Origin of the sequence: Streptomyces sp. NPDC002730 (assembly GCF_042888805.1) — a bacterium.
In the GTDB taxonomy this organism is placed as follows: domain Bacteria; phylum Actinomycetota; class Actinomycetes; order Streptomycetales; family Streptomycetaceae; genus Streptomyces.
In genome coordinates this window covers 280,672-305,511 of the sequence record NZ_JBIAQG010000008.1, presented here as the reverse complement: position 1 = coordinate 305,511, position 24,840 = coordinate 280,672, and the positions used below count along the sequence as shown (strand labels likewise).

The 24,840-nt window shown below is 67.9% G+C and carries 16 protein-coding genes and 1 pseudogene; 8 read left to right on the top strand and 9 right to left on the bottom strand.

Translation table 11 applies throughout. The annotated features are described in order from the left end of the window. Window positions 1-13: 13 nt before the first annotated feature. Complete coding sequence (locus ACFYXH_RS22070; protein WP_389565480.1) at window positions 14-598, top strand: hypothetical protein; 585 nt, start codon at window positions 14-16, stop codon at window positions 596-598. Here the strand turns inward: ACFYXH_RS22070 and ACFYXH_RS22065 are convergent. After that, window positions 582-4,538, bottom strand: coding sequence for a hypothetical protein (locus ACFYXH_RS22065; protein WP_389565477.1), 3,957 nt, complete (start codon window positions 4,536-4,538; stop codon window positions 582-584). The two genes, ACFYXH_RS22070 and ACFYXH_RS22065, sit on opposite strands and share 17 nt — an antisense overlap. Continuing rightward, window positions 4,535-5,419: a tetratricopeptide repeat protein gene (locus ACFYXH_RS22060; RefSeq protein ID WP_389565475.1), complete on the bottom strand. Its 885-nt coding sequence runs from the start codon at window positions 5,417-5,419 to the stop codon at window positions 4,535-4,537. The genes ACFYXH_RS22065 and ACFYXH_RS22060 overlap by 4 nt, the downstream gene beginning before the upstream one ends. Before the next feature lie 532 nt (window positions 5,420-5,951). On the opposite strand from ACFYXH_RS22060, the gene fxsT reads away from it, so the two are divergent. After that, complete coding sequence (gene fxsT, locus ACFYXH_RS22055; RefSeq protein WP_389565473.1) at window positions 5,952-8,516, top strand: FxSxx-COOH system tetratricopeptide repeat protein; 2,565 nt, start codon at window positions 5,952-5,954, stop codon at window positions 8,514-8,516. Here fxsT and ACFYXH_RS22050 read toward each other — a convergent pair. After that, window positions 8,510-9,640, bottom strand: a complete 1,131-nt coding sequence (locus tag ACFYXH_RS22050; RefSeq protein WP_389565470.1) for an FxsB family cyclophane-forming radical SAM/SPASM peptide maturase — start codon at window positions 9,638-9,640, stop codon at window positions 8,510-8,512. The genes fxsT and ACFYXH_RS22050 overlap by 7 nt on opposite strands. Then, a complete protein-coding gene (locus ACFYXH_RS22045) occupies window positions 9,637-11,436 on the bottom strand; it encodes an HEXXH motif domain-containing protein (RefSeq protein WP_389565467.1) in 1,800 nt (599 codons plus the stop codon). The genes ACFYXH_RS22050 and ACFYXH_RS22045 overlap by 4 nt, the downstream gene beginning before the upstream one ends. Window positions 11,437-12,415: 979 nt before the next feature. Here ACFYXH_RS22045 and ACFYXH_RS22040 point away from each other — a divergent pair. After that, entirely contained in the window at window positions 12,416-12,844 is a 429-nt protein-coding gene (locus ACFYXH_RS22040) for a VOC family protein (protein WP_389565465.1), read from the top strand. Window positions 12,845-13,323: 479 nt separating this feature from the next. Here the strand turns inward: ACFYXH_RS22040 and ACFYXH_RS22035 are convergent, their stop codons facing one another. Then, complete coding sequence (locus ACFYXH_RS22035) at window positions 13,324-13,767, bottom strand: GNAT family N-acetyltransferase (RefSeq protein ID WP_389565805.1); 444 nt, start codon at window positions 13,765-13,767, stop codon at window positions 13,324-13,326. An 853-nt stretch (window positions 13,768-14,620) separates the two neighbouring features. On the opposite strand from ACFYXH_RS22035, the gene ACFYXH_RS22030 reads away from it, so the two are divergent. The 3 genes and pseudogenes from ACFYXH_RS22030 to ACFYXH_RS22020 all read left to right on the top strand — a co-directional run. Further along, entirely contained in the window at window positions 14,621-15,469 is an 849-nt protein-coding gene (locus ACFYXH_RS22030; protein ID WP_389565463.1) for a YwqG family protein, read from the top strand. Between the two features lie 346 nt (window positions 15,470-15,815). Next, window positions 15,816-16,193, top strand: a complete 378-nt coding sequence (locus ACFYXH_RS22025) for a cupin domain-containing protein (protein WP_389565460.1) — start codon at window positions 15,816-15,818, stop codon at window positions 16,191-16,193. Window positions 16,194-16,246: 53 nt separating this feature from the next. Continuing rightward, a pseudogene (locus ACFYXH_RS22020) lies at window positions 16,247-17,193 on the top strand (ABC transporter); the annotation flags it as partial. 9 nt (window positions 17,194-17,202) lie between these two features. Here ACFYXH_RS22020 and ACFYXH_RS22015 read toward each other — a convergent pair. Continuing rightward, window positions 17,203-18,108: an alpha/beta fold hydrolase gene (locus tag ACFYXH_RS22015; RefSeq protein WP_389565803.1), complete on the bottom strand. Its 906-nt coding sequence runs from the start codon at window positions 18,106-18,108 to the stop codon at window positions 17,203-17,205. Between the two features lie 137 nt (window positions 18,109-18,245). Between ACFYXH_RS22015 and ACFYXH_RS22010 the strand changes: the two genes are divergently transcribed. Next, the gene (locus ACFYXH_RS22010; protein ID WP_389565457.1) at window positions 18,246-18,860 is read left to right on the top strand and encodes a TetR/AcrR family transcriptional regulator; all 615 of its coding nucleotides are present in this window, start codon (window positions 18,246-18,248) and stop codon (window positions 18,858-18,860) included. A 976-nt stretch (window positions 18,861-19,836) separates the two neighbouring features. On the opposite strand, the gene ACFYXH_RS22005 is transcribed toward ACFYXH_RS22010, so the two are convergent. Next, window positions 19,837-21,633, bottom strand: a complete 1,797-nt coding sequence (locus tag ACFYXH_RS22005; RefSeq protein ID WP_389565454.1) for a VanW family protein — start codon at window positions 21,631-21,633, stop codon at window positions 19,837-19,839. A gap of 407 nt (window positions 21,634-22,040) precedes the next feature. Continuing rightward, window positions 22,041-22,499 (bottom strand): hypothetical protein, encoded by a 459-nt coding sequence (locus ACFYXH_RS22000; RefSeq protein WP_389565451.1) that lies wholly within the window; start codon window positions 22,497-22,499, stop codon window positions 22,041-22,043. Window positions 22,500-22,853: 354 nt separating this feature from the next. Between ACFYXH_RS22000 and ACFYXH_RS21995 the strand changes: the two genes are divergently transcribed. Continuing rightward, complete coding sequence (locus tag ACFYXH_RS21995) at window positions 22,854-23,252, top strand: DUF6221 family protein (protein ID WP_389565448.1); 399 nt, start codon at window positions 22,854-22,856, stop codon at window positions 23,250-23,252. 415 nt (window positions 23,253-23,667) lie between these two features. Here ACFYXH_RS21995 and ACFYXH_RS21990 read toward each other — a convergent pair whose 3' ends face one another. Beyond that, the gene (locus tag ACFYXH_RS21990; protein WP_389565445.1) at window positions 23,668-24,786 is read right to left on the bottom strand and encodes a PP2C family protein-serine/threonine phosphatase; all 1,119 of its coding nucleotides are present in this window, start codon (window positions 24,784-24,786) and stop codon (window positions 23,668-23,670) included. Window positions 24,787-24,840: the final 54 nt, after the last annotated feature.

Genomic DNA, 24,840 nt, shown 5'->3' with positions numbered 1-24,840 from the left:
GGCGGAGGTGGGCGTGGCAGCTGCGCCGCTCGTGCCCCAGGGGCGTCTGACGTTCGCGTTGCGCTCCATGGTGCAGTGGTTCACCGAGCGGTTCGGTCAGCGGTCCCTGCGGATCGTCTCCGCGACAGTGGGCGAACTCGCCGCGTACTTCGATCCGGAGTCCCCTGACGCGCGGCTCCAGGCGCAGGACCGGGTGGCCACGATGCTGCGGTGCCACCGCCCTCGCGTACTGCTCGCCCACTCGCTCGGCAGCGTCGTGGCCTACGAGACGCTGAGCGCGCATCCCGATCTCGAGGTCGAGCTGTTCGTGACGATGGGCAGTCCTCTGGCGATGCGGACTGTGGTGTTTGAGAGGCTGTCACCCGTGCCACAAGGGCGCGGGGCCAAACCGCCTGGGGCGGCCGCGTGGGTGAATATTGCGGACCGTGGTGACCCAGTGGCCGTGCCGAGGCACGGGATGTCGCAACGCTTCATGGGTGTGGTGCGGGACCGCGAGACGAGCATTCATCTCGTCGACCCGCATACGGCGAAGAACTATCTGCGCTGCGCCGAGCTGGTCGAGGAGATCCTGCCGCATGTCACTACGGGGAGCGCCTAGACAGGTGCTCCAGTGCGTAGACGCGCCCTCCTGCGCCGACGAGGAGCAGTCCGTCGCCGATCGGCGTGATAGCGAAGACCGGTAGGCCGAAGTCCATCCGGGCCGTAGGCCGGCGAGCTTCGAGGTCCCAGATCTGCACTGCGCCGTCGACGCCACCCGAGAGGGCTACGGGACGGCCGGCGAGATGTGTGGTGACGAGGACGGTGACGGCGCCGCGATGGCTCCCCACCATGTGCTCGCCGATTCTCACATGACCGTCGGCGTCGGCGTCGGCGGTGATCAGTTCGCCACCCACGAAAGCTGTGCTCTGCCGAGGATCCTTCGTGACCTGTTCCGCCTCCTGCCAGGGCGGCCGGGCGTGCGCTGCAGTATCAACATCCCAGATGCGGCAGCCACGCGCCGACCGCACCAGGGCCACCGGCGTGCCGCCCAGCATGATCTCCTCCACCCCGACCACGGGATCGCCGTCGCCGAGCAGCGGCTCCTGCACAGGGGAACCAGTCACAAGGTCCACCGCGTGGCAGGTACCTTCCTCATCGCCGTACACGGCCACCGCTCCCCTACCGGTCCTGCCCACCGTGGTCAGGGCCCCGACGGCGGTCACCCAGGGCGCTGCAGAGGGTGCCGCGCCAATACCGGAGGAATCAGGGCCGATGAGGGCGACATGGCCCGCACCGTCGTGACCGAAGTCGCGCAGCCGGGCTCGACGGTTGAGGCTCCACAGTGCCGTGGGGCCGTCTCCGCCAACCAGGCAGCGCAGATCTCCGTCCCGCGTTCTGTGAAGAGCAACGGCCCGTACCGGCTCGCGATCGACCTGGATGGGGTCCCCAACTCGTTGGAAGGTGGCCAGGTCCCACACCGTCAGGGAGCCGTCCTGGCTGCCGACAACCGCGACACATTGATCCCTCAGTTGTCCAATGGCAACGGCGTTCGCAGCCCCGCCGCTGCCTTCGAGCAACCGCTGCTGGGTATGGGTCTGCACGTCCCAGATTGCTGTGGCGCCATCGGCGCGGCCCGCCAGCAGGACGAGACGCTTGGCAGAGTGGCCGATCGCAGTGGAACAGACGGCGGAAGAAGTCGTCCAGACGTGCGGCGTGGGAGCACTTGGCTCACCGCAGTACCAACTCCACAGCTTGCCCGAGCGGCTGACGCAGCCGACGGCTACCGAGCTGCCGTGTCCGACAGCTGTGATCGCGGTCGGTGGCCCATCGGGGACCGTGACCGGCGGACCCACCCGCTCGCCGGAGGCCACGTCGCGTGTGGTGACCTCACCTGCGCTGGTCCCGCTGATGACGAGGGAACCTCCTGCGTAGTCGACCGAGGCCAGCGCCGTAACGGCAGCGCTCTGCCGGGGCCAGGTGGTCGCACGGCCCGAGCGGTCGGTGATTGTCACCTGCCCCTGTGAGGTGCCTACGATCAGAACACTCCGCCCATTGACGCGGCTGAGCCCGAGGGCGCGTGGTGCCGCTGGGGCCAGCTCATTGGCCCGGGGCTGGTGCCAGTTCCACGAGCGCAGATCACCGCGGCTGGTGAGGACAGCAACGGCCAGCCCTGTGGAGAACGTGTCGTCTGCTTCACTGCCGGCCGCCCACAGCGGGGCCCAGGGTAGGGGCTGTTCCCCTGATAGGTCTGCCACGCGGCGGGCGAGGTCGGGCTGACCTTCCTCGACAGCTGCCAAGGCCAGGGCGGTGCGTCGGTCGGCCGTACGCCGCGCGTCGTGCCATCGCGTCACGACCCGGCGCACCGATCCTGTCAGTGACGGCAGGTAGGTAATGGGGGCGGCGTGGAGGAGGTATCCGGGGTCCGTGAGTACGACGTCCGCCGCTGCGCCGCTGCGGCCTGCGTGTCCCAGGGTGTGGCGGAGTACATAGGGCTCGGCGGCGGACCACTGGCGGCGGCCCGGCGGCCCGAGTCCGTCCAGAAGGGCGTGGAACACCGGCTCGACGTCCTGCCTGCGGTGGAGGTAATGCGTGAGTCCACCGTGGAAGAGCCGGTGGACGGCGACCGCGTCTTCGTCGACGGAGCGGCGCAGGTAGGTGTGTCCCTCGGTCAGGGCTGTCTGGATGTCCGTGAGCGAGGGGGGAGGACCGGGGTTCAGAGCCGCTACGACGCGCTGGATCACGGAGCTTGGCATGCCGTCGCCGCGCGCGTGCGCGAGGGCCGTCAGAACGGGGCGCAGCCACGGATCGGCGCTCGGGCGGGCCAGGTCCAGATCGAGGACCTCGGGCAGCGTGCGGGGCGCTGATGCTCCGAAGCGTTCGGCGGCGTCGTTTCCGGAGCCGGGGTCGAACGACGCCAGGAAGTGGTGGGTGTAGAGGCCGGCCACCAGGAATTCGCCCCACCCGCTGCCCCGTCGGGCAACGAGGGTTTCTGCAAGGGCGCCGGCGAATGCCCCGGTCATCTGATGGCGGCTGCGGAACTCGGGCACACTGCGGAGCAGTCCGCTCACGTAGGCGTGCAAGTCCGCGAGCAGAACGGAGGGGGGTACGTCGTCGAGGTCGAAGCAGTGGCCGGCGGCGGTAGCGAGACTGCTGAGCTTTGCGCTCTCCTCGTAGTTCCTGGTGGCGACGAGGATCCGCACGGCGGCGGTGCCGGAGCGGGTCGCTGTGGCCAGGCGTGTGAGCCAGTCGGATGTGGCTGCGACGTTGTCGGCCTCGTCGAGTGCGTCGACTACCAGCGTCGGCGGCTGGGTGTGCGGCTGCGCGTGCAGGGCAGTGAGGAACTGTTCGGGCGTGGGGTCGCCGAGGCCGAGCTGGCGACCGAGCGAGGTGGCGATCGCGTCGAGTCCTCGGTATCGGGCGTGGGCGACCGCGAGGCGCTCGAGCGGCATGGGAGCAGCCGCGACATTGTCCCAAACGGCCCGGGTGGGCTCGCGTAGCCGTGGGTGAGCGGCGCAGACCAGCAGGCCGAGGAGTGCAGACTTGCCGGCCCCGGGGCTGCCGGTGACCACGGATATCGGCGAGGCACCTTCGCCCCCGAGCCAGCGGGACAGGCGGCGCAGCTCATGGGCACGGCCGCTGAAGCCGCTGCCGATGCCCTCGCGAGGGTCGTGGACCTCGTCCAGTCCAATCGCGGAGTCGACGAAGTGCCGCAGATCCGGTCCGTGGTCCGCCTGGTCGAGGAAGGAGCTGAGTCTGAGGACAGAGTCAAGGGGCCGGTGGAAAGCGTCGGCGGTGGCCTCCGCGGTCCGCTTTTCAGCGAGGTAGGCGGGATTGGGGAACAGTGGCAGCACGACTGGCTGGTCGGTGACCTCGACCCGGCTGGCGGTGACGTACTGCCGGTAGATGCGGTTGGCGTCGGCCATCCTTACGACAGCACGGCGGACAGTGTCCACGAGAGTGCCCAATGGTATGTACGCGGTGCGGGGCGCCAGGTCCAGGCGCTGTGCTGCCATGTCACGCAGCACTTCAGTGAGCGCCTTGGTGAAGTGCCCGTTGAAGGCGTCGCGGTCGGGCTCACAGGCGGCGATGACCCAGCCTCGTCGACCGGTCCTGTCATACCGCGGCTGCCACGGCAGCTGCGTTACCGTCCCGGAGTTGCAGAGGTCGAGGGTGAACAGGACGACTGGCCGGCCCTCGACGTGCTGGAGCCCGGTCAGCCACCCTCCGATCTCCGTGCTCTCGTGCGGCACCGCATCGGCGCCCAGGGCGTAGAGGGATCCGTCACGGCCCTCTCCGTGCGTCAGCAAGTGCACCAGCAGGGCGGTGTCGGGTCCGGCCGCCTCCAGCGTTTCCCGCACCAGTTGGCCGAGGCCGACCGCGGTGATGCCTGGCTCGGTGACGGTGGTGACGGAGAAGCCGAACTCTTCGTCGAGCACCGCTGCGAGTTCTTGGACGGCACTGGCTGCGAAGTCGAGGTCAGCGAGTGCCTCGTCGTCGGATCTCGTGAAGCCGGATACAGCAACCAGCAGAGCGCGCCGGTCTCGGGCCTGGAAGGTCACACTCGTGTCTCCGACAGCCGGTCGAGAAGACGTCGGATCCTGCCGGTATGGGCCGACGGCAGCCGATCGGCCGCCGTGACAGCTGCGCGGAGGGCGGCGCGGGCACGCTCGACATCTCCTGCGCGTAGCCGGACGTCGGCGATCCTCCGGTGCGTGCGTGCCCGGTGCGGGGCGAGGATCAGGGCATCATTCAACTCGGCCTCGCCGTCGTCCGACCGGCCGATCGCAATGAGGCATACTCCGCGGGCGGACTTGAGATCGGCTCGTCGGTCCGGCGGGTCATCCTCGGACACCGACAGGCGGTCCAGATCAGTGAGGGCGGCGTGTGGGTGCCCAAGATCGGCATGAATTTGCCCTCGTGCAAGCAGGGCTGACTGGTTGTCCGGCGCGACGGCCAGCGCCCGCGTGAGATAGGTGAGGGCATTGGCCTCCTGCCCCGCGTACCACTGAGCGTATCCGAGGCCTTCCAGTAGCACAGGGTCGTCCGGCAGCAGGGCCAGCCCTTCATACAGCACGGCGGCGGATTGCTCGTAGTCACCGGTGGTGAACCGCACTTCGGCCAGGGCCCGGTACAAGCGAGCAGTGGACGACAAGTCACCGACGACGGTGAAGAGCGATAACGCTTCCCGGTAGTAGTCGATCGCGACGCTGGTATCGCCCGCGAAGCGAGCGATGGCGCCGCGCACGGCGAGGGCGTCGGCTACACCCCATTCGTCGTGCCTTCTACGGTAGCCGTCGGCGGCTTCCAGGATGAGCCGCTTTGCCGCCTCGAAATCCGCCGCGCAATATGCACTTTCTGCGGCTACTCGCAGTTCGTCGGCTGTCTGCGGGGGAACTTCCTCTTGCTGGAGCGGCGCCGGGACCGGTTCGCGGTAGGGCATGGATAACCCATACCACGGCGCAAGATCGATCCCTGTGGTGCTGGAAGTCTCAGCGACGGAGTGCGCAGGCGCCTCACTCATGGCCGCCTCCAAACAGGTGGCTCCCCGACCAGGCATCCAAGCAGTCCTGCATACAAGTGTTTCGCCCGGCCGCTCGACTTGTCAATCGAGATGACAGCCCCGCGCCTCGTCATGCCATCAGTCTCAGCCATCCGCGTCTCTGTCCCCAAGCGTCCCACCAGGACCGTCCCGGCCTATCCCACGGACGAACAGACACGTCACGGCCGCGATGCACAACATACCGGCAAGCCCCCCGCAGGGAACGCAGTTCACGGAAAACGAATTGCGTTCCTCCGGTAACACCTGAACGAGTGAAGTCCGCCAATTCGTTCGCTTTGAGAGATTCCAGCGGAAGCCTCCGTGCCCGCCCCCACTCGCGCTTCACGCCGTACCATACGGAGACGGCTTGGTGGCGTGCGACTTCTAGAGCCGGATCGTCCAGCACGCAGTAAACAACCAGGGAGCAGCCCTCGTGGAAGCCTTCACCCGCAGTCCGATCTTTGGCGAGGAGATCCCGGCCAGAAATTCGCACTTCACCGGACGAGAGGAGGAGTTGCGGACACTCAGGCAGAGGTTGAACCACTCGGCAGTCGAAGTCCTCAGCCAACCGCCTCAGGCCGTCTTCGGGTTGGGTGGTATCGGAAAGACCGAGATCGCCGCGGAGTACGCCCACCGCTACGCCAGGGACTACGACATCGTGTGGTGGGTGCGTTCGGAACACGAAGACCGGGTGCGGGACGCCTTCGTCAAGTTGGGCAAGCGGCTGGGCATCACCCACACGGACGGCCAGCGTGACAAGTCCATCTGGGCCGTGATGGACGAATTGCGCGGCGAGCGCTACGACCGTTGGCTTCTCATCTTCGACAACGCGACGCAGCCCGAGGTCATCAAGCGTTATCTTCCCGTCGGCCGGCCACACGGCCATGTGATCATCACCTCGCGTGAGCAGCAGTGGCGCCGCCACACCAAGGCCGAGGGCATCGAGGTCACCCAGTTCTCGCAGGAAGAGACCGTCGAGTTCCTCCGCAAACGTGTCCCCGACCTGGCACCGTGCAACGAGCAGGGCGACGCGCTGAGCCCGGAGACTGAACGCAGTCGACACGAGGACGCCGTACGCCTGGCCGTGGCGCTGGACAACTTGCCGATCGCCGCGGAACATGCGGCGGCCTATCTGGCCGAGACCAGGGCCCCGGTGCGGGACTACCTGAGGATGTTCGAGGAGAACGCGCATGCGCTCCTCAGTGAACAAGTCGATATGGACTACCCCCACGCGGTGGCCGCCACGTGGAGCATCTCCAGCCATCAACTGGGCGAGGACGCATCCGAGTTGTTCAACTTGTGTGCCTTCTTCTCGCCGGAGCCCATGGCGGAGGAGCTGTTCCTGACCGGCGGCAGAGACGTGCACTCGCCGCCCGGGCTGGCCGATGTACTCGGCGACACCCGCCGCTTTCGCCAGGCCGCCCGGCGACTGCACCGCTTTTCCTTGGCGAAGATCGATGGAAAGCGCAACGTGGTGATGGTGCACCGAGTGGTGCAGCGCGTCACCCGGGGACAGATGGAGATCGAGCGGCCTCAGGACTGCGACGAGTACCGCACGGCGGTGCACGCTCTTCTGGCGGCCACCAATCCGAAGAACCCCGATCGCGAGAGCAACGACGCCCAGTACGACCGATCGCTCCAGCACCTCAGGCCGGCGGGGGCACTCCACACCCAAAACCGCGATCTGCGGCAGCTCACCATCGACCAGGTACGCCGTCTGCACCTGAGGGGCGGTCACGAAGACTCGCTGCGACTCGGCGAGGAAGCGCTGCGGGCGTGGCGCGAGAAGTGGGGACGCGACGACGAGCAGGTGCTCCAGCTTGCCGTCGAGGTCGGCATCGCCATGCGCTTGTCGGGCCGATCCAAGGAAGCGCGGGAACTGAATCAGGAAACGTTCGAGCTGCTGACCAGTAGTTTCGGCGAGGATCACGAGGTCACCCTCATCTGCGCCAACAGCTACGGTGGCGACCTGCGCACGCTCGGCAGGTTTACAGATGCCCTGGAACTGGACCTCAAACTACTTCCCCTTTTCGAGCGCGTATTCCTGTCGGACCATCCGCGCACGCTGAACGTGCGCAACAACCTCGGCGCGGATTACCGGCGCCTGGGCCGGTTTCGCGAGGCACTGGAGCAGGACCAGCTCACCTACACAGAGCGCGAGCGCGTGCTCGGGCCGACGGACCTGCGCACCTTGACGTCGAAGGACGCGGTCTCACATGACCTGCGCGGCTGCGGGGACTACGACCTCTCCCTCGACGTGGCACGGGATGTCATAACGGTCCTCACGCAGCGGACCGGGCCGGAGACCCTTGACTCGCTGAACGCGCAGAAGAGCTTCGCGGTAGCGCTGCGCAAAGCGGGTCATTACGACGAGGCGCTCGAGGAGAGCGCAAAGGCGGTCCAGCGGTATACCGAGTTCCTGGGCAAGGAGCACCGTTACACCCTGCGGGCTTACATCAACCGGATCAACGACCTCAGAGTCACCGATCAGTTGCGGGAGGCCGAAGAGTTGGGCCGCTGGGCGCTGGCACTGTGCCCAAAGCTGGACACGCCGAAGGGTGACATCAGCTGGGCCACCATGGTGAACCTCGCGCTCGTCCTGCGGAGCCGCAACAGCCCCGAGGAAGCTCGCACTCTGAATGAAGCAGCAATGCGCGGTATGACCGAGCTCTACGGACCCGACCATCCCTTTACGTTGCAGGCCACCGCCAATCTCGCCAGCGACCTGGCCGCGGTCGGGGACATGGCAGGGGCGCGAGAGCTGGGCGAGCGCTGCTACGAGGCGAGCGGCCTGTTCCTTGGGAAGAACCATCCGGACACCCTCGCTATGGGTGCCAACCTCAGCTTGGACCGGCGGGCCACGGGTGATCAGGCGCGGGCCGAGGAATTGCGGGCTGAGATCCTGCGCCGTTACAAGGATGCGCTGACGTTGGAGCATCCGGTCGCTCGGATCGCGCAGCAGCGTGGGCGTGTCAATATCGACATCGAGCCTTATTGAGCAGCCCGAGCCAGATCCGCCGACACCCGGTCCCGGACTACGGAGATGAGGCGTAGTAGGTCAGGACAGTACACGGACGGGTTGATAAAGCCCGTGGACCCGTGGTAGCGGTGGGTGAACAGCCCCCCGCCGCAGGTCCGCACTACCGCACAGCTTCTGCAAGGCGCTGCCAAGGACTTGATGCCGCCCTGGCGAAGCCCGGTCAGAGGGTGGGAGAGCGCGGTGTCGAACGAGTCGGCCGACACGTTCAGACCGAGATCAGCTGCCCCGGGGTAGGTGGCGCTGAGCGAATCGAGCTGTTTGATCGACCCGTCTGTGTCCACGACGACCACTGTCGAGGGCCGCAGGCCGAGGCCCTCGACCGCGGGCGTGCCGCCCAGAACGGACTGAGTGACTTCCCCGAACAGCCGGACCCAGGTCTCCTGTTGGTCGTACCACCGGTCGAAAATGGGTAGCAGCCAGTCCGCGTACGGGGTTCCGACCGAGTCGGCTTCCCGCCCGGGTGGTGGGTGCACCCACGTACCGTGCGGGAGGAGAAAGTCGACTGCGGGAGGCTCATAGGCCAGCAGCGCCTTGTATGTGGTCAGCGGGGGGTGTTCCAGGTCGACCGTGCACAGCAAGCCACTGAAGGCGTTCCTGAACCGGTCCTGTCCGAGCAGCCGCAGGGCGCGGTCGACATGGCGGTGGCTGCCCCGGCCGTCGGCGAAACGGCGGTGGCGGTCGGTGGCGCGAGCATCCCCGTCGAGGCTCACACCGATCTTGACGCCAATGTCGGTCAAGGTCTTCAGTCGCTCCTCGGTGAGCAGGACACCGTTGGTTTGCATGCTGACCTCGACTTGGGCCGGAACGGTGGCCCGCAGCCGCCGTACGAGGTCGGCAAGGAAGCCGGTGCCTGCCATCAGCGGTTCGCCGCCGTGCAGGATCACGGCGAGCGACGGCAGTCGGTGCGTCACGGCATGTGCGGCGATTCGCTCGACCGCATGGTTCACCGTGGTCTCGCTCATCCGGCGAGGCTGGTTACGCCACGCCTGGTCAGCCATCTCGTACACATAGCAGTAGTCGCAGGACAGGTTGCAGCGGCTGTGGACCTTCAGAACGAACTGGCGGAACGGTACGGCCTTCATGAGGCCCTCCTGCGGGGTTCGTTGTTGGCGAGCCAGTCGGCCAGCTCCAGAGGATCGGTGAGGTCGCCAGTGGTGTTATGGATCGCAGCGTGCAAGGCGATGGCCAGCGGAACCCTGCGGCAGAGGAATGCCGCAGCCGGGTCGGATGACCACTTGACGGCGAGGGCCAGACCGGCCCATACCTCGGGCTCCACAGGGCGCCGCCGGATCTCGCTGCGGTAGGCGGCCACCGCGGTCAGCAGGTCGCCGCCCAGAAGCGCGGCATCTGCCTTGCTGAGGCCCAAGTTCGCTGGGCCGCCCTGCGCTTCCTCGTCCAGTAGTTGGCGGGCGCGCGGCGGATCCACATATCCCAGGGTCAGCAGCATCCCGCGAGGGTGGGAGCACTGCACCCCACCGGATCGGATCCAGGACGGCACGCTGGACCACTCGGCGACGTCCGGAGACCGCCCCGCCGTCCAGCGCGCGACCAAGCGGTCCACCGACTCCGGGTCCACCACGGTGTGGCGAGCCTCCCATGTCGTCCGGTGCTCGTACGAGGCGCGCAGGGCGAGGCGGCGGGCCGCCTTGGGAGCCGGGTCGCGTTGCCACCGGCGCAGCTGGAGACCGGCTGCGGCGACGAAGCGCTCCCCCTCGGCGGTAAGTCGGCTCGACGCGAGCAGGCTTTTAACGACGCCCAAGGTCTCGGCACAGCGTCGTACGAACTCCGCGTGACCTCGCAGCGCCTGATCGGCCGGCATGTGCCACCGCTGAGTACGCCAGAACCGGGTGACGCCGAGGTAGGCGTACGCACCGTGCAGCAGCCCCCGGGACGGGCGCGGGTCGTCACGCCACGGTGCGTAGGCCAGTTCGCCCTTCCCCGAGTCGACCAGTGGAAGAAGGTCAAGGACGGCGCACAATTTCAGGTGCTGGAATTCGTGCACCAAGGTTTCGGCAAGGGTCAGGTCGTCGGACGGTAACGAGGTAGCGACCGCGCCGAATGTCGATGGAGAGGTGGCGGCGACGGTTGATCCCATCCGATCGGACTGCAGGGGCACAACCGTACGTATGGAGACAGATATGGCTTCTGCGTCGTTGCGGTGATGCGCGGCGAGAATGCGCCAGGCACCGGCGAACCTTTCGGACCACTGCCGCAGTTCCCTGTGGTCGACCGTCGCCAGGCGGGGGTGTCGGTAGCGGTCCAGATACGGCGTGAAACTGTCGACGTCGAGTTCGATTGACAACCCGGCGTGCCGGGCGACCACTGACGGCGGGCGCATTGCAGGAAGTTCCATGGCTGCCTCGCCGGTGACGAGCTCCAGCCGAACGCCCGAATGCCGGAGCCGGGCGTATCCTCGCACGGGCGTGCATAACGAGCCGAGACCGGGGAGTACGAGCAGTCCGTCTGGCAACGCCACCGGCAGGTTGAAGTCCAGCCCCGCCCGGACACCGGCGACTGCAGCGAATGCCCCAGCCTGGGAGAGGTCCGCCCTCAGTGCCAGGCTGTCGGACTCCACGTGTCCCAGGCGCAGCAGGCAGTCGACGGCCCAGGCTCCGAGCTGCGGCATCTGGAGCACCTTGGTGAGGATGTCGGGAGCTTTCTGCTGGACGCGATTCAGCAACGCCCACGCCCCGGCCAACTCCAGTTCGTCATGGGCTGCGGGGAAACGCCGATCCGCTTCGGCGATCACACTGTGCAGGAGCAGAATGTGCTTACTGCGTTCCGCCTCACACAGGCGCAGGAGGGTCCTGGGATCGCCAGCACCCTCGGCGAGCTGGGCCAGGTCCGCCTGGAGGAGCCCATGCATACCGATCTTCATATGCCCGATTAGATGTTCGCATTGAATGAGTAGAGCGGTTCTTGTTCGTCTTCGATTCTCTGCAGCAACAAACGTACCGATGCACGGAGTCCCGCCGACGGCAGATCATCTATCTGCGACAGTTGCAAATCAGCCAGTTTCGGAAGACTCGACTGTGGAACTTCCCCTGATTGCTCCATCCGCCGCCCCCATGCGAACGACGCAGCGCAAACACCGCCGCGGTAGATGATGAGCCCGGCTCCGCCTCTGCGCCCCGGCGGAGGCTCGACCTCAATCGTAGCCTCGTTCTCCGAGCGTGACTCGTATGTGGGGGAATACGGGACCATCCCGCAGCGGCAAGAGGAAAGCGGTCCGCAGGAGCAGCGTCCGAGACCTGCCAGCATGCTTGGTATCAAACCCGCTCACTGACAGGGCAGTCCGGGCCCTGGCCCGCGTCAGCCGTCAGCCGTCAGCCGTCAGCCGTCCAAATAGTCCCTCGAGTCTCCTCCGGCCACCACGCACAGCCGGACGGGTCGCCCTTTGGTTCGCCCGCGGAGCGGACGGGGCGAGAGGGAACGCCAGCGCTCCCCTGGGCCCGCTGCTGAGTATCGCAATACTGTGGAGTCGGCCATCGGAAGGCTGAAACAGTTCAGAGCCGTGGCAACCGTCACGACGAGCGCGGATACGTCTACCTCGGCACCGTCACCGCCGCCGCTCTCCTCATCTGGCTCCGCTCGTCACCGAAGCGACGGATTCCAACGGCGGCTCACCTGCGGCCGGAGCACAGCAGAGGAACCGCGTTGCCCCAGCCCATGATTGGCCACTAGGGTCGGTCGGGTGACTGCCGGGTCGGCCATGGGCCATGCACGAGTGAGGTTCCCGGCCTCGGCGTGAGCGCGAGGCGGGCAAGAGGCCCGCCCACTTCTCCGCGTCTTTGCTTCCGGCGCCCGTGAACGGGCCCCGTCTCAGCCATTCCCAAAGACCCGGAGACACACCACCGATGACATACGACCAGCAGTACCCGCACGAAACCGAGCTGTCGGCGACCGCCGTCCAGCTGAACCACACCGCCATCTACGCCAGAGACCGGCACCTGTCGGCCGAATTCATGGCCGCGATCCTGGGGTTGAAGGTCAGCGCTCCGTTCGGGCCGTTCCTGCCCGTCGACCTCGGCAACGGCGTGACGCTCGACTACTACGAGAAGCGGGACGAGCCGATCCAGTCGCAGCACTACGCGTTTCTCGTGCCTGACGCGCAGTTCCACGCCATGATCGCCCGTCTGGAGGCGGTTGGGGTCACCTACTACGCCGACCCCAGCCACACCGAACCCGGCCAGGTCAACCGTCTTTTCGGCGGTCACGGCGCGTACTTCGACGACCCGGACGGCCACAACATGGAGATCATGACTCGGCCCTACGTCCGCCCCTAGCAGGCCGCCCGGCGGCGGTCCGTCGGGCACTCCTTGCCGAGTGGCTCTCCAACTTCGTGGCCCGGGCCACGCCTGGGCCAGCGGGGTGAGCCGCTCGGCGGGGAATCTGCTCCCAGCTCTCATCCTGCTTGCCGTTGCACGTGTACTGGATCAGCTGCGTGCCCTTCGTGGCGGTGGCGCCGATACCGAGTGGCTTTGTTCATGAGTTGCGGGATCAGGCACACATTCCGTGAGGACGATCAACGGGGTTCGGTCCCGGTGACGTAGCGTCATCTGCCCGGCTCCGGCCTGCCGCCTTCGCTTCCTGCCTCGCCGGTGCTGCAGCGCGGACTTGCAGCGCGCAGTCCACGGAGCGCCCAACTCCTCGACTAGATCACCAAGATCCAAGATGGGAGCGGGAGATGCCGGTGATGGCAGGATGCGACAAGGTCGCACGGACCCATACGGATAACACACCCCATGAACGCCCGCTGTCCTCTTCACGTTCCGAGGGCTCCCGCACCCGGCAATCGCACCATGTAGATGTCGATCGGGTCCTGAACCTCCACAGTGAACCCGTGGCGCTCGTACAGCCGCCGGGCGGCGCTGCCCTGCAGGACGTTCAGGCGGACGAGCACGCCGTCGACATCGGTCCGGTCCAGCAGCGTTCGCAGGACAGCCGAACCGAGCCCACGGCCCTGGATACCTGGGGCGAGATAGAAATGCTCCAGCCACTGCCCGTCCTCGGCCGGCCGCAATGTGACACAGCCCGCGAAGGCGCCATCGGCCAAGATGACGGACGTGTGCTGCGGGGAGAAGGAATCCCGCAGCCGCTGCCGGACCCGATGCTCGTCGAACCGACCCAACCGCTCCAGGTCCGGGCGCATCACCATGGCCCGCAGCTCCGCGATCGCCTCGACATCTGCTGGCTCCGCGGGGCGCATGACCCATTCCATGGGCCGGTCCGGCTTGAAGCCAGGCACCACCTGGCCCGCCTGTATCTCGTCCGCCTTTGTTCTCGCATCCACGGCTGGATTATGTCAGTGGGCCTCTGTGACGACGTGCGCAGCAAGATCGATCACCGGCCACTCACGAGCAGTCCTTATCGCGCACCACGTCGTATGCTCTTGCGCTCCTTGAGCGGGAGGTGGACACGCGGACGGTAGATCATCCTGCTCCTCTCACCGACGCTGCCGAACCCACGGCCGGGGCGCTGACCGCGCTCGCCACCCAGGCCGGGCGTCTGGACCATCAGCGGCTCGCCCGGCGCAGCGCCGCCTCCCTCTACGAGCTGGACGAACTGTTCGTCACCCTCACCCCCGGTCGGCCGCCGCGCTCCTGCCCCAACTCAAGGAGCTGCTGCGCTCCCGCCGAGCCCGGTGCTGGTCGCCCGCAGGCTCGGCGACTGGGGCGTGACGGGCGCCGAACCCGACCGAACTCCTCGACGCCGCCGCCCACGACGCCGACGGTGAACTCGCCGTCGCCGCGGCGGTCTCCGCAGCCCGCTTGGGCGGCTCCACAGCGCCCGCGGTCGCCCTGCTCGAAGTGCAGTTGGCTGACCGCACCCTGGCGACCTGGCGACTGGAGGAGACGGCCCGCCTGGCCCGGCTGCCGCGCCGCTGCTGCCGCTCGTCGAGGGGTTCCGCGACGCCGCGCACGAATGGACCCGGATGTACGCCGCCGAGCGCACCGTCGCATCACCGGCGACCCCGAGGGTGCGGGCCGGAGCCTGGGCCTGACCTGCGAGCTCACGCGGCGGATGGTCCGTTGTCAGTGGGTCCGTGCATCATGGACCCCATGACACAGAGCACCGTCAACGCGCTGCACACGCTCGCCCGCGAGCACCTGCCCGACGACATCGCCGAGCGGTGGATCGGCCTGCTGCGTCCGGGCCTGTGCCTGGAGAAAGCCACGGGTACGGATCCAGCCGTCGGCCGGCTCGGCGGCCTGCCGGAGCTACCGGAGGTCGAGGAGTGGCCTGTATGGAAAGGGCACGGCCCGCTCTCCTTCATCGCTTCACTCGACTGCGCCGCGCTCCCCTCCGCCGCCCTCGACATCGCCCTGCCGCCAGACGGCACGCTGGCCTTCTTCTACTTCGACGGGCAGCTGGACGAAGGCTGTGCGGTGGTCGCGCCCCATGAGCCCGACAGCTGGGCGGGAGCGCGCGTGCTGTACATACCGGCGGGCGTCCCCGTCACCGAGCGGGCGGCGCCGGAAGGGATTCAACCGTACCCCGAGGTGCCGCTGACGGCGCGCGTGGAGACGACGGCACCGTACCTCTGGCACCCGGTGGTCTACCGGGAGTTCGCGCCCATGGCCGACGACCACCCGGTGTGGGACGAGGACTTCCAGGAGGCACTGTGGGACCACTCCGGGGGCACGGAGCACCGCGTCGGCGGCCACGCGCACCCGGTGCAGGACGAGGTGGAGGCCGAAGTCGCCCGCGGCGCCCTGGGCAGCCCGCCGTGGACTGACCCCCGCATCAAGGAGGAGGCCCTCCGCTGGGTGCTGCTCGCTCAGTTCGACACGGATGACGACGCCGACATGATGTGGGGCGACTGTGGTGCCCTCTACTGGCTCATCCGTCCCGAAGACCTGGCCGAACGCCGCTTCGATCGCGCGATGTTCACCTGGCAGTGCGGCTGACACGAATCCACCCGCCGTGGCCGACCGGTGCGTCAGCCCCCCGCCCTGCTGCCGGATGAACGGGCATGACCGCGCGGCCAACGTCCTCCGCAGGTTGGGCAGCTCATGCTGGTGTCCCGGATGCTGGCCCGCGACCAGCTTCGGCCTGGACGAGCCCGGCGAAGCGGTGGGTCAGTGGTGGGAGAACCCGAAAGTAACCCGCCGGCACCAGCGCGGCGCTTGCTGTCGGCGTCGGCTCGGCGGCCGACCACGACTCGGGCGTGCCTGAGACGACGCGCCGACCGGCGGCTACGCGGGGCACGGTCGCCGCGCACCGGAGATCTCCCGCCCGCTAAGGTGACGCGCCATGACGACCTTTGAACACTCAGCTGCCGGGCCCACTTCCCCTTCGTTCGCTGTGCACATTCCGGACGCCGAACTCGAGGTCGAGCCGCTCGACCCCGATCAGATCGTCTCCGGAGAGCCGGCCGTTACCGGCAGGGTCCTGTGGGAGTCCGAAGACGGCAAGCAGCTGCGCGGCATCTGGCAGATCACGCCGGGCGTGGTAACCGACACCGAGGCCAATGAACTGTTCGTCGTCGTGAGCGGGCGCGCCACCATCGAGGTCGAGGGCGGCGACACGCTGGAGGTCGGGCCGGGGGACGCGTGCATCCTGCGCGAGGGGGACCGTACGACGTGGACGGTGCACGAGACGCTGCGCAAGGCGTACCACATCAGCCTGTGAGGCCCCGCGCGCGGCGAGGTCGCCGCGGGAGGCCAGGCGCCGACCGCATCCCCGGCGAGCTGCAACGGCTGTGGCTGGCCACCCAGTTGCGGTCGGGCCTGTTCGGGGTGGTGTACGTCCTGGACGAGCCGTCGGGCCGGGCTGCACCCGGCGGACACCGAGGCGCTGCTGACGGTGCTGGTGCGGCTGCGCGAGGCAGGGAACTCGGTGTACCTCGTCGAGCACGACATGGACATGGTCCGCAGAGCGGACTGGATCGTCGACGTCGGGCCGCACGCAGGCGAGCCCGGCTGCCGGGTCCTGCACAGCGGCCCGGTGGGCGGGCTGGCATCCGTCGCCGAGTCGGTCACCCGCCGGTTCCTTTCGAGTCCCGACCCGACCCCGCGGCCGTGCGCACCCCGCGCGAGCCGTCCGCCTGACTGCACCTGCGGGGCATCACCCGGCACAACCTGCGGGACCTGGATGTGGAATTGCCCCTGGGGGTGTTCACGGCGGTCACCGGGGCGTCGGGGTCGGAAAGTCAACGCTGATCGGCCAGGTGCTCGCCGGGGTCCACACCGAGCACCTGGGCGCCGAGGCCCCGGCGGGCAGCGTCGATGGAGACGGAGACGCCGACGAGGTGGGCAGCGGCGGGGCCGGCACGGGAACAGCCGCCGTGGCCAAGGGCGTGGAGACCGTGGACCGTCTGGTGGAGGTGGACCAGAAGCCGATCGGCCACACCCCGCGCTCCAACCTGGCTACCTACACCGGTCAGTTCGACTCCGTACGGAAGCTCTTCGCGGCCACCGACGACGCCCGGCAGCGAGGCTACAAGGCCGGGCGGTTCTCGTTCAACGTCGCCGGAGGCCGGTGCGAGACCTGCCAGGGCGAAGGCTTCGTGGCCGTGGAGCTGCCCTTCCTGCCCGGTAGGTACGCGCCCTGCCCGCACTGCCACGGCGCGCGCTACAACGGAGAGACGCTGCAGGTCCGTTACCGGGGGCGGAACGTCGCCGAAGTGCTCGGATGGTGGTCAGCCGACGGAGTCCATGAAGTTCAGGATTTGGATATTGATCTGCTCTGCGTGGTCAATCTGCGGTCCGTGGCCGGTGTTTGAGACGATCTCGGCGCGGGCGCCCGGTATCAGGCGCGGGACGCGCTCCACTTGCCGCTGCGGGTGCACGAGGAGGCTTCGCTTGCCGAGCAGCAGGTAGAACGGAGTGCGGATGGTGCACAGTTCGTCCTCTATGAGAGGAAGCGGAGCCGGGCGGCGTATGCGGTAGGCGCGGACGCTGGACCTGATCATCGTGCGCAGCTCGGGCACGACGAGGACCGGCTGCTCCAGCCAGGCTGCCAGGCGCGGGCGTAGCGCCTTGGGTGCGAAGGTCGCGAAGAGGCTGGCAAAGATCCATACGAAGAAGCGGAGACCCACCTTCTCCAGTCCGCCGGGATCGAGCAGAGTGACCGAGGCAAGGCGGCCGGGCCTGCGGTGCGCCTGGTTCAGGACGAGCCATCCGCCATAGGAGGAGCCGACGAGGTGGACGCGGTCCAGGCCAAGGCCGGCCAGCGTCTCGTCCAGCCACTGTGCGGCACGTTCGGGTTGATGGATGGGTTCGCGCTGCACGCTGCGGCCCGGGTCGCCGGGGGTGTCGATCGCGTAGACCGGGCGTTCGGCGCTGAGCGCGGCGGTGTTCGGATACCACATGGCGGAGCAGCTGCCCGCCCCGTGCACTAGGACGATCGGGGTGCGGGACTGGGCAGCGGGGTCCGCGGGGGCGTACCGGTAGACGTGCGTGGTCCCGAAGCGGGTCTCCACATCCATCTCCGCACGCGCGGCCGGTCCCAGGGCGTAGACCGCGTCGCAGGCCGCGAAGTAGCGGTCACGCAAGGCGTCGTTCACGTAGCGACCGACATCACGCTGGGTACGGGCGCGGGTCATGGTCTCGGGCACGGTGGGCCACCTCCAGGAGCATCCGTTCTTCGTGATACGACCGTACCATAATGATGGTACGGCCGTATCATGAAGATGGCCCGACAGGCCTCAGAGCAGAGGAACCGACGAGCGGAGACCCGGCAATGCCCAAGCGCGTGGACCACGATGTACGGCGCACCGAGATCGCCGAAGCACTCGTCCGGGTCGCCGGGCGGCGCGGATTGCACGCCGTGGGGATGCGCGATGTGGCCGCAGAGGCGGGGATCTCGCTGCGACTGGTGCAGTACTACTTCCAGACCAAGGAGAAATTGCTGCTCTACGGGCTGCAACACCTGGCCGGAGGATTCGGCGAGCGGGTCGCCGCCCGGGTTCGGGCCGCCGGGGACGACCCGGGGCCGCGCGCGATGATCGAGGCGCTGCTGATGGCATCGTTGCCGACCGACGAAGAGAGCCGCACCTTCCACCTCGTCTACACCTCGTACGCCGTACTGGCTGTCACGGACAAGACGCTTGCCGCGCAGCCCTTCATGGACAACCCCAATGCCGCCGAGGACACGGTGGCCGGACTGCTGCATAAGGCTAAGGACGCCGGGCTCATCGGCCCCGATGTGGATGCGCGTGCGGAGGCGATCAGCCTGCTCGCCATGTCGGCGGGACTTGGCACCAGCATCCTGGTCGGCCAACGCAGCCCGGAGTCCGCCGATACGGTTCTGGGCTACCACCTGGACCGGCTTTTTCAGGGCGGGCGTAATGATTGAGAATCCAACGAACATTCCCGCGCGGGTTCGTTGGTGCCCCGGCTGGAGACTCTCGTCATCGTGATCGACGGAGGCCGGGGCACAAGGAGGCCGCAGGCCCTCCGGGCGGGGAGGCGCAGAAGCTCCTACGGCCCCAGCGCTCGGGAAGCAGGGAGTAGGACACCTCCCGCCGAACATCGAAGCGAGGTCTCGGATCGACCGAGCCGGGGCCAGCCGGAGTTGCAGCCTCGATAACTCTCTTGCCGAGTGAAGTGAGGGGGCGGAGAGGTTCAAACTCGAAGCAGTATGCCCGGAGCAAGTGATGGGCAGCGGAGCGGACTTGAGGCCTCACCACGATGAACAGGGCCCCAGGCGGCGGCGATGTCCCGGCGGCGGGCGAGTTCGGGGAAGGCGCTCTCCCGCACGTCCCGGATGACTCGGCTGAGCAGGGGCCGTAGGGAGCGGTCACTGGGCAATGAGCAGTCAGCGTGGAGCAGGGCGGCGGGATCGTCGCGCTGGCCTTCGACGAGGACGGTGCAGTAGATACTCATCCGTTACGTCGGCCGGTCCAGGCCCAAGGCTGTCAGGCCAGACCAGGCGACGTGCAAAAGCAACTGCACCTCCCCGCGCTGCCGCTCATTCCGTCGGCGTCCCGTGCACCGCCCACATGGGGCACATCGGCAAGGTTCATGACTAGTCGTCAGGCAACGTCGACCGGGGAGGCAGTGCTGTGAAGCTGTGCTGCGCGGGATTGCTCCCGCCTGGAGGCCGTGCCCCAGGTCATCCGCACACTCAGGGAACCTCACTTCGCCCTCGGTTCCCCCCTCCTCGCATCCTTCGCAAGGGCGCCGTAACCCTGCACGCACCCGAGTACAGCCCGGGGACCGCGTAGCGCCAACCCACCCTCAACTCGAAGCCGCCCTGCCATTGAGCCGACAGGCCCGACCGTGGCCCGACAGGGACGGCGCGCTTGCCGTGCGGACCCAGCGGATTCGAATCAGCCGAGGGGGGCGTGGTCGCTCGTTGCCGTTGCGCGCGATGCGTCCGATCGTCCCGCCGCCACTGCGGTGGCCGGTTCCTCCGGGGTGCACGTGACCTTGTCGCGAGGCGTGTAGTGGGTCTTGAAGTCTTCGCGCTTGATTTCCCGGCCGTCCTGCACGAAGACGCGGCCGACGGAAACGTCGAACCCTTGGAGTGGGCTCTGGACTTCGCACTGCGGGCCGCTGCCTGTGCGCGTGCCCGGCGGCTTGATGTTGGCGCGCGGCCCCTTGGTCGCACGTATCTCGTCGTACTTCTTCGTGCCCAGGAAGGTGATGGTCACCGACGTGTCAGTGGATTCGGCCTTGATGTAGAGGGCGTGACCAGAATCGTTGATCCAGCGGAGGTCGAGGGTGCCCCACGCGACCGTGGCCTCGCGGCCCTCGGGGTAGCGCTCAATGTAGAAGGAGTGGGCGCCGTGCTCCATGGGCTTGACGCCCGCGAAGAACATGGCGTTGAACATGGTGGTGGCGACTGCGGAGACGCCGCCGCCGGGCGACTTCACGAACTGACCATTGTTGATCATGATGCCGTCGACGAAGCCGTTGTCCTTCGTGCGCTCGCCGACCGTGCGGTTGAAGCTCCACTCCTGTCCGGGGAGGACAACCGAGCCGTTGATGAGCTCCACCGCGCGGCCGATGTTGGTGCTGCGGTAGGGGGCGGCCGGGAACGCAACGGTGAAGGAGGAGACCTTCTCCTTGATGCCGAGCCGCTGGGCCGATGCACTCGTGAGCTTCGGCTGGACCACTGCGGAGGCGATCTCGCCGGTGCGGGCCGGGCCGGAGCGGGTCAGCAGGGGCATCACGGCCTCGCCGAGCGCCTTCGCGGTGACGTGCCGCCCGACACTGCTGTCCTGGGCCACCACCACGCGGTCGTCGGCGTCGAGACGGAGCACGGCGTCCCGACTCTGGGAGGCGTCCCGTACCGGGCGGGAGACAGCGGGGTCGGCGAACAGCCCCTTGGAGTCGAGGCTCGGCACGAGGCGGTTTCGGCTGTCGGGCTTCATCGTCAGATGCTTGCCGAGCGTGGCGGGGGCCATGGCTATGCGTTTGTCGGCGAGGGTCAGCATGACGGGGCCCGACATCGCGGGCTGGGCGAACTCATTCATGGCTCGCTCGGTCTCGTGCGGGCCGATGCGCGGCTGCATCTGCCTCACCGGTATCGCGACGGGGGTGGCATGCGTCGTGTTGGGGTAGCCGTGGCGGATGGTGTCCAGGGCCTTGTCCGCGATCACGGTGACGCCGGTGACCGGAGCGACAGCCTTCGCTCTGCCGTTCTCGAACGATATCGCCCCATCACGCACCTGCCGCTTGGCGGCCGCGGCGATACGGTCTATTCCCGCCCGGCTCTTGTGCTCGTCCACACGTAGCACCGGCTCGACGTCCCGGCCGCCGGAGGCGAGGAGCCTGCCGATCGCTGTCACCGGGTCGGATCCTGCGCTCGCGGCACGGTCGACGGTCGCTGCAGTGTCGAGGGACAGCCCGAGCGCGCCGGGATCGGCCTTCTCGATACGGTCACCGATCTTCATCGCGACCGGTGCCGCGAAGACCGGCCCGAGCTTTCGGTGCAGGACCCGCTGGGCCTCCGCTCGGCCCATTCCGCCGATGTCGACACCGCGCACCGTTGTGCCCTCGGCGATGTCGTCGCCGGCCACGAGCGCAGCGACGTAGAGGCCACCCAATCCGAGCACGACAGCCCCACCTGCGACAGGCAGAACCATCCGCCAGTTGACGGTTCTGCTGCGTGCGCGTCCCATGGTCTCTCCCTCTAGCGCCGACGGGCCGGAAAGGTGCGTTTGGCCAGCCAGAGCCAGACCTGCACAAGCGAATTCGCACAGAATAGTCCACAAAATAGACGAAATCGGAGAAATGTAATTTCCGTCACGATTGAGGAATGCTCGGTCGACTCGGACCCGGGAGGTCGCCCTCAACACCCCCGGAGCCCGTGAGCTGATCGGCAACCTCACGGACAACGCCGGCCACCCGGCCGGTCCCCGGCGCATCGCGATTGGATGCGCCGACGGTCGCCGCAGGGCCAGCGGACTCACTGAAATCCTTGCCCGAGCGCTCCGCGAACGCGGCCACGAAGTCGAGATCCAGCGCCTCCACGTCCACCTGCCGCGTGATGACTGATCCGTCATCCGAGCAGGCCTCGTGCTTGGCTCTAAGGGGTTGCCACCCAGGTGTAGATGGCTCCAACGAGTGACACGAGCGCACCGATGGTCACCAAAGACTTCGACACCGACCAGGGCCAGGCCGACCTGCTCGCTGCGAAGAGGGGCTGTTCGCGTTCTACCAGGCGTAGTGATTCGAGCGCGAGAGTAGTCGCCAGGCGCTCTTCGATCTTCCTGATGGCATCTTCAGCCAAGAGGGCCGAGGCACGAAGCCGCGTGCTCTCCGCATACGCCCCGAGGAGGCTCGCGCCACTCAACAAGCTGATCAGCCCGGCAACACCATGCATGTCGGCGTTGAGAGCCGCAGCATAGGCCGTAGCCATGATCGCGATGCAGATCAACAGTGCATTGAGTACCTGGTACGCCCGCCCGCGGCGGTTCTCAGACCAACGCCATGCATGGTCAAGAGCAAGGGCCAAGGCTTCCTGATCACTCCCCCGCGACGTCATGAGAGCAACATGGCAGGCACTGTTGGCGTCGTCCAGACGGCCTCGATCTCAAACCTGTACAGCAAGCCAGGCGCGGGACTTCAGCGCACCGAACGGCAAAACGGGGCGGGTGCTCAGTCCGGAAAGGCACGGGGCACCGCTCGACCGCTGCCCTGCCCTGCTCCCCTCTTGGGCGGACAGCCGCTTGCGTGACCGGTCGCCAGCGCCCAGCGGGCAGTGCCGCAGGTCTGTCGACCTCGTGATCGGCCGTACGTCGGCGGCGGGGAGCGGCTGCGGGCTGGATCACGAGGTCCGAGGTCCCCCAGAATGACTGCGCAGTCCCGCATAACACGTCACGAGAGGAAGCGCCGTCGCATGGCCGGCAACGCAGACATGGTGTCCTTCATAGAAGCGCGGCTTGCCGAGGAGGAGCAGGTCGCGTGGGACGCCGGCGGCGCGAGCTGGAGGTGTCCGGCGGATGTTCCAGGAGAGGTGCACGACAGGACGTCCGGCATAGCGTTCACGGTGAGAGGAGCCGGCTTCGACCGGCACATCGCGCTCCAGGATCCGGCTCGTACGCTGGCCCGCATCGAGACCAGTCGCGTCCTGCTCGGCGAGTACGTGGAGGTGGCGGACCGGGACGCCGACCGGCCGGACGACGACTTTGCCTCCGGCCGTGCCGTCGGACTCGGCTTCGCGGTGCGGCAGCTGGCCGCCGAGTACGCCTGGCACCCCGGCTACAAGGCGAAATGGCTCCCCCGGTTCATCCGGTAGCGCTCGTAACAGGTGTGAGGAGCCGAGCGGTGATGAGGTCCTGTCGAGGTGGACGGCCGTCTCGGACGGTGCCTTCCCCGCCCGAGGTGCAGGGGTCAGCCGGGTCGGCCGGTCTTCCGGGCGGGGAAGCCAGAACTCCGTGAGTGGGGGGCAGCTCGGGACGGGGTGAGAACAGTCCCTGCGTCAACGCGTTCTGGTCACGCTGGTGTCTGGTGAGGGCAGGCACGGTAGAAGGGGAACATGCGCCGGGCCAGGGCCTCGTCTGCCGGGTGAGGTGGCGAGGTTGATGCAGCCCCGGCACAAACGCCGGGTTCGGGGGACATCGCAAGGGACCATCGGCCGCCACAGTCCCCGGCGGTGGCGGTCGCCGCTTGGCCGGAGTGTCGCGACGGGGGGCCCCACCGCTTCCAGCCAACTACTCTGGGTGCTCCTGCGCCCGGGTGTTCAGGCACCGCACGGCAAGGGCCGCGATGTCGTCGTCGAGCCTGCCGCCGCTGTAGTGGAGCAGGTCCCGGTGAAGCCGGTCGAGCAGCTCGCGGGGCGGCGCCGGGCCTTGCCGCCGCATCCAGTCCGGCAGCGGGAAGAACTCGCCAGAGCGGTCCCGGGTCTCCGTTACGCCGTCGGTATAGAGCAGCAGCTGGTCGCCCGGGGCCAAGGCGACGGTGTCGACAAAGTAGCGGTCTCCGATGAGCGTCGCGAGGTTGAGGGGCGGCGAGGGGGTGGTGGGCTCCAGGACACGGATCTCCCCGCGGTGCACGAGCAGCGGCGGGGGGTGCCCGCAGTTGAGAAGTCTGACCTGGCCGCTGCCGTGCGGGATCTCGGCGAGAATAGCGGTAGCAAAGCGCTCCGGCAGGTCCTGGGCGGGGAACGCGTCGCTGTGGCGGGCGATGCTGGTCTCCAGCCGATGGACGATGCCCCTCAGGTCGGGCTCGTCGTACGCGGCCTCCCTGAAGCAGCTGATCACCGCAGCGGCCGCCCCCACCGCGGGCAGGCCCTTGCCGCGTACGTCGCCGATGAGCAGCCGGACCCCGTACGGCGTGTCGGCCGCCTCGTAGAAGTCGCCGCCGATCCGGGCCTGCTCTTGGGCCGCCAGATACAGCGACTCGATCTCGACGCCCGCGATGCGGCGCGGGAGGGGGCGTAGCAGCACCTTCTGGGCTGCGTCGGCGACGAGCCGGACGTGGAAGAGTGTCTCCTCCCGCTGGAGTCGGACATGGCTTGCATATGCGGCCGCCAAGGTGACCGCGACGATCGCAGCCGCCGTGTATGGCGTCCCCAGGTCGGTGTAGAAGAAGCTGAGGCCAATCATGACCAGCAGGCAGAACGCGCCCAGCAGGACCGTGGGGAGCACGGGCCACATCGCGGCGGCGAGGGCGGGTGCAGCGGGCAGGAGGCGGCTGAAGGCGATCTCCCTCGGTGTGGAGAAGGCCAGGCCGGCGATGAGGACGGTAAGGATCACGGGTGAGAGCTGGGCAGCGTCCCACCGGCCGCCGTACTGAAGACGACGGCTCCGGCGCCGTCCGGACGTGATCACAAAGGGCATCATATAGATCTGAAACGGCTATCGAGCTCAAAGGGAACATGCACT

What these genes read in the sequence shown, in the direction of transcription:
- ACFYXH_RS22060 (WP_389565475.1), bottom strand. Translation starts at nt 5,419, where the DNA reads ATGCCCTACCGCGAACCGGTCCCGGCGCCGCTCCAGCAAGAGGAAGTT.
- ACFYXH_RS22050 (WP_389565470.1), bottom strand. Translation starts at nt 9,640, where the DNA reads ATGAAGGCCGTACCGTTCCGCCAGTTCGTTCTGAAGGTCCACAGCCGC.
- ACFYXH_RS22045 (WP_389565467.1), bottom strand. Translation starts at nt 11,436, where the DNA reads ATGAAGATCGGTATGCATGGGCTCCTCCAGGCGGACCTGGCCCAGCTC.
- ACFYXH_RS22040 (WP_389565465.1), top strand. Translation starts at nt 12,416, where the DNA reads ATGACATACGACCAGCAGTACCCGCACGAAACCGAGCTGTCGGCGACC.
- ACFYXH_RS22035 (WP_389565805.1), bottom strand. Translation starts at nt 13,767, where the DNA reads ATGCGCCCCGCGGAGCCAGCAGATGTCGAGGCGATCGCGGAGCTGCGG.
- ACFYXH_RS22030 (WP_389565463.1), top strand. Translation starts at nt 14,621, where the DNA reads ATGACACAGAGCACCGTCAACGCGCTGCACACGCTCGCCCGCGAGCAC.
- ACFYXH_RS22025 (WP_389565460.1), top strand. Translation starts at nt 15,816, where the DNA reads ATGACGACCTTTGAACACTCAGCTGCCGGGCCCACTTCCCCTTCGTTC.
- ACFYXH_RS22015 (WP_389565803.1), bottom strand. Translation starts at nt 18,108, where the DNA reads ATGACCCGCGCCCGTACCCAGCGTGATGTCGGTCGCTACGTGAACGAC.
- ACFYXH_RS22010 (WP_389565457.1), top strand. Translation starts at nt 18,246, where the DNA reads ATGCCCAAGCGCGTGGACCACGATGTACGGCGCACCGAGATCGCCGAA.
- ACFYXH_RS22005 (WP_389565454.1), bottom strand. Translation starts at nt 21,633, where the DNA reads ATGGGACGCGCACGCAGCAGAACCGTCAACTGGCGGATGGTTCTGCCT.
- ACFYXH_RS22000 (WP_389565451.1), bottom strand. Translation starts at nt 22,499, where the DNA reads ATGACGTCGCGGGGGAGTGATCAGGAAGCCTTGGCCCTTGCTCTTGAC.
- ACFYXH_RS21995 (WP_389565448.1), top strand. Translation starts at nt 22,854, where the DNA reads ATGGCCGGCAACGCAGACATGGTGTCCTTCATAGAAGCGCGGCTTGCC.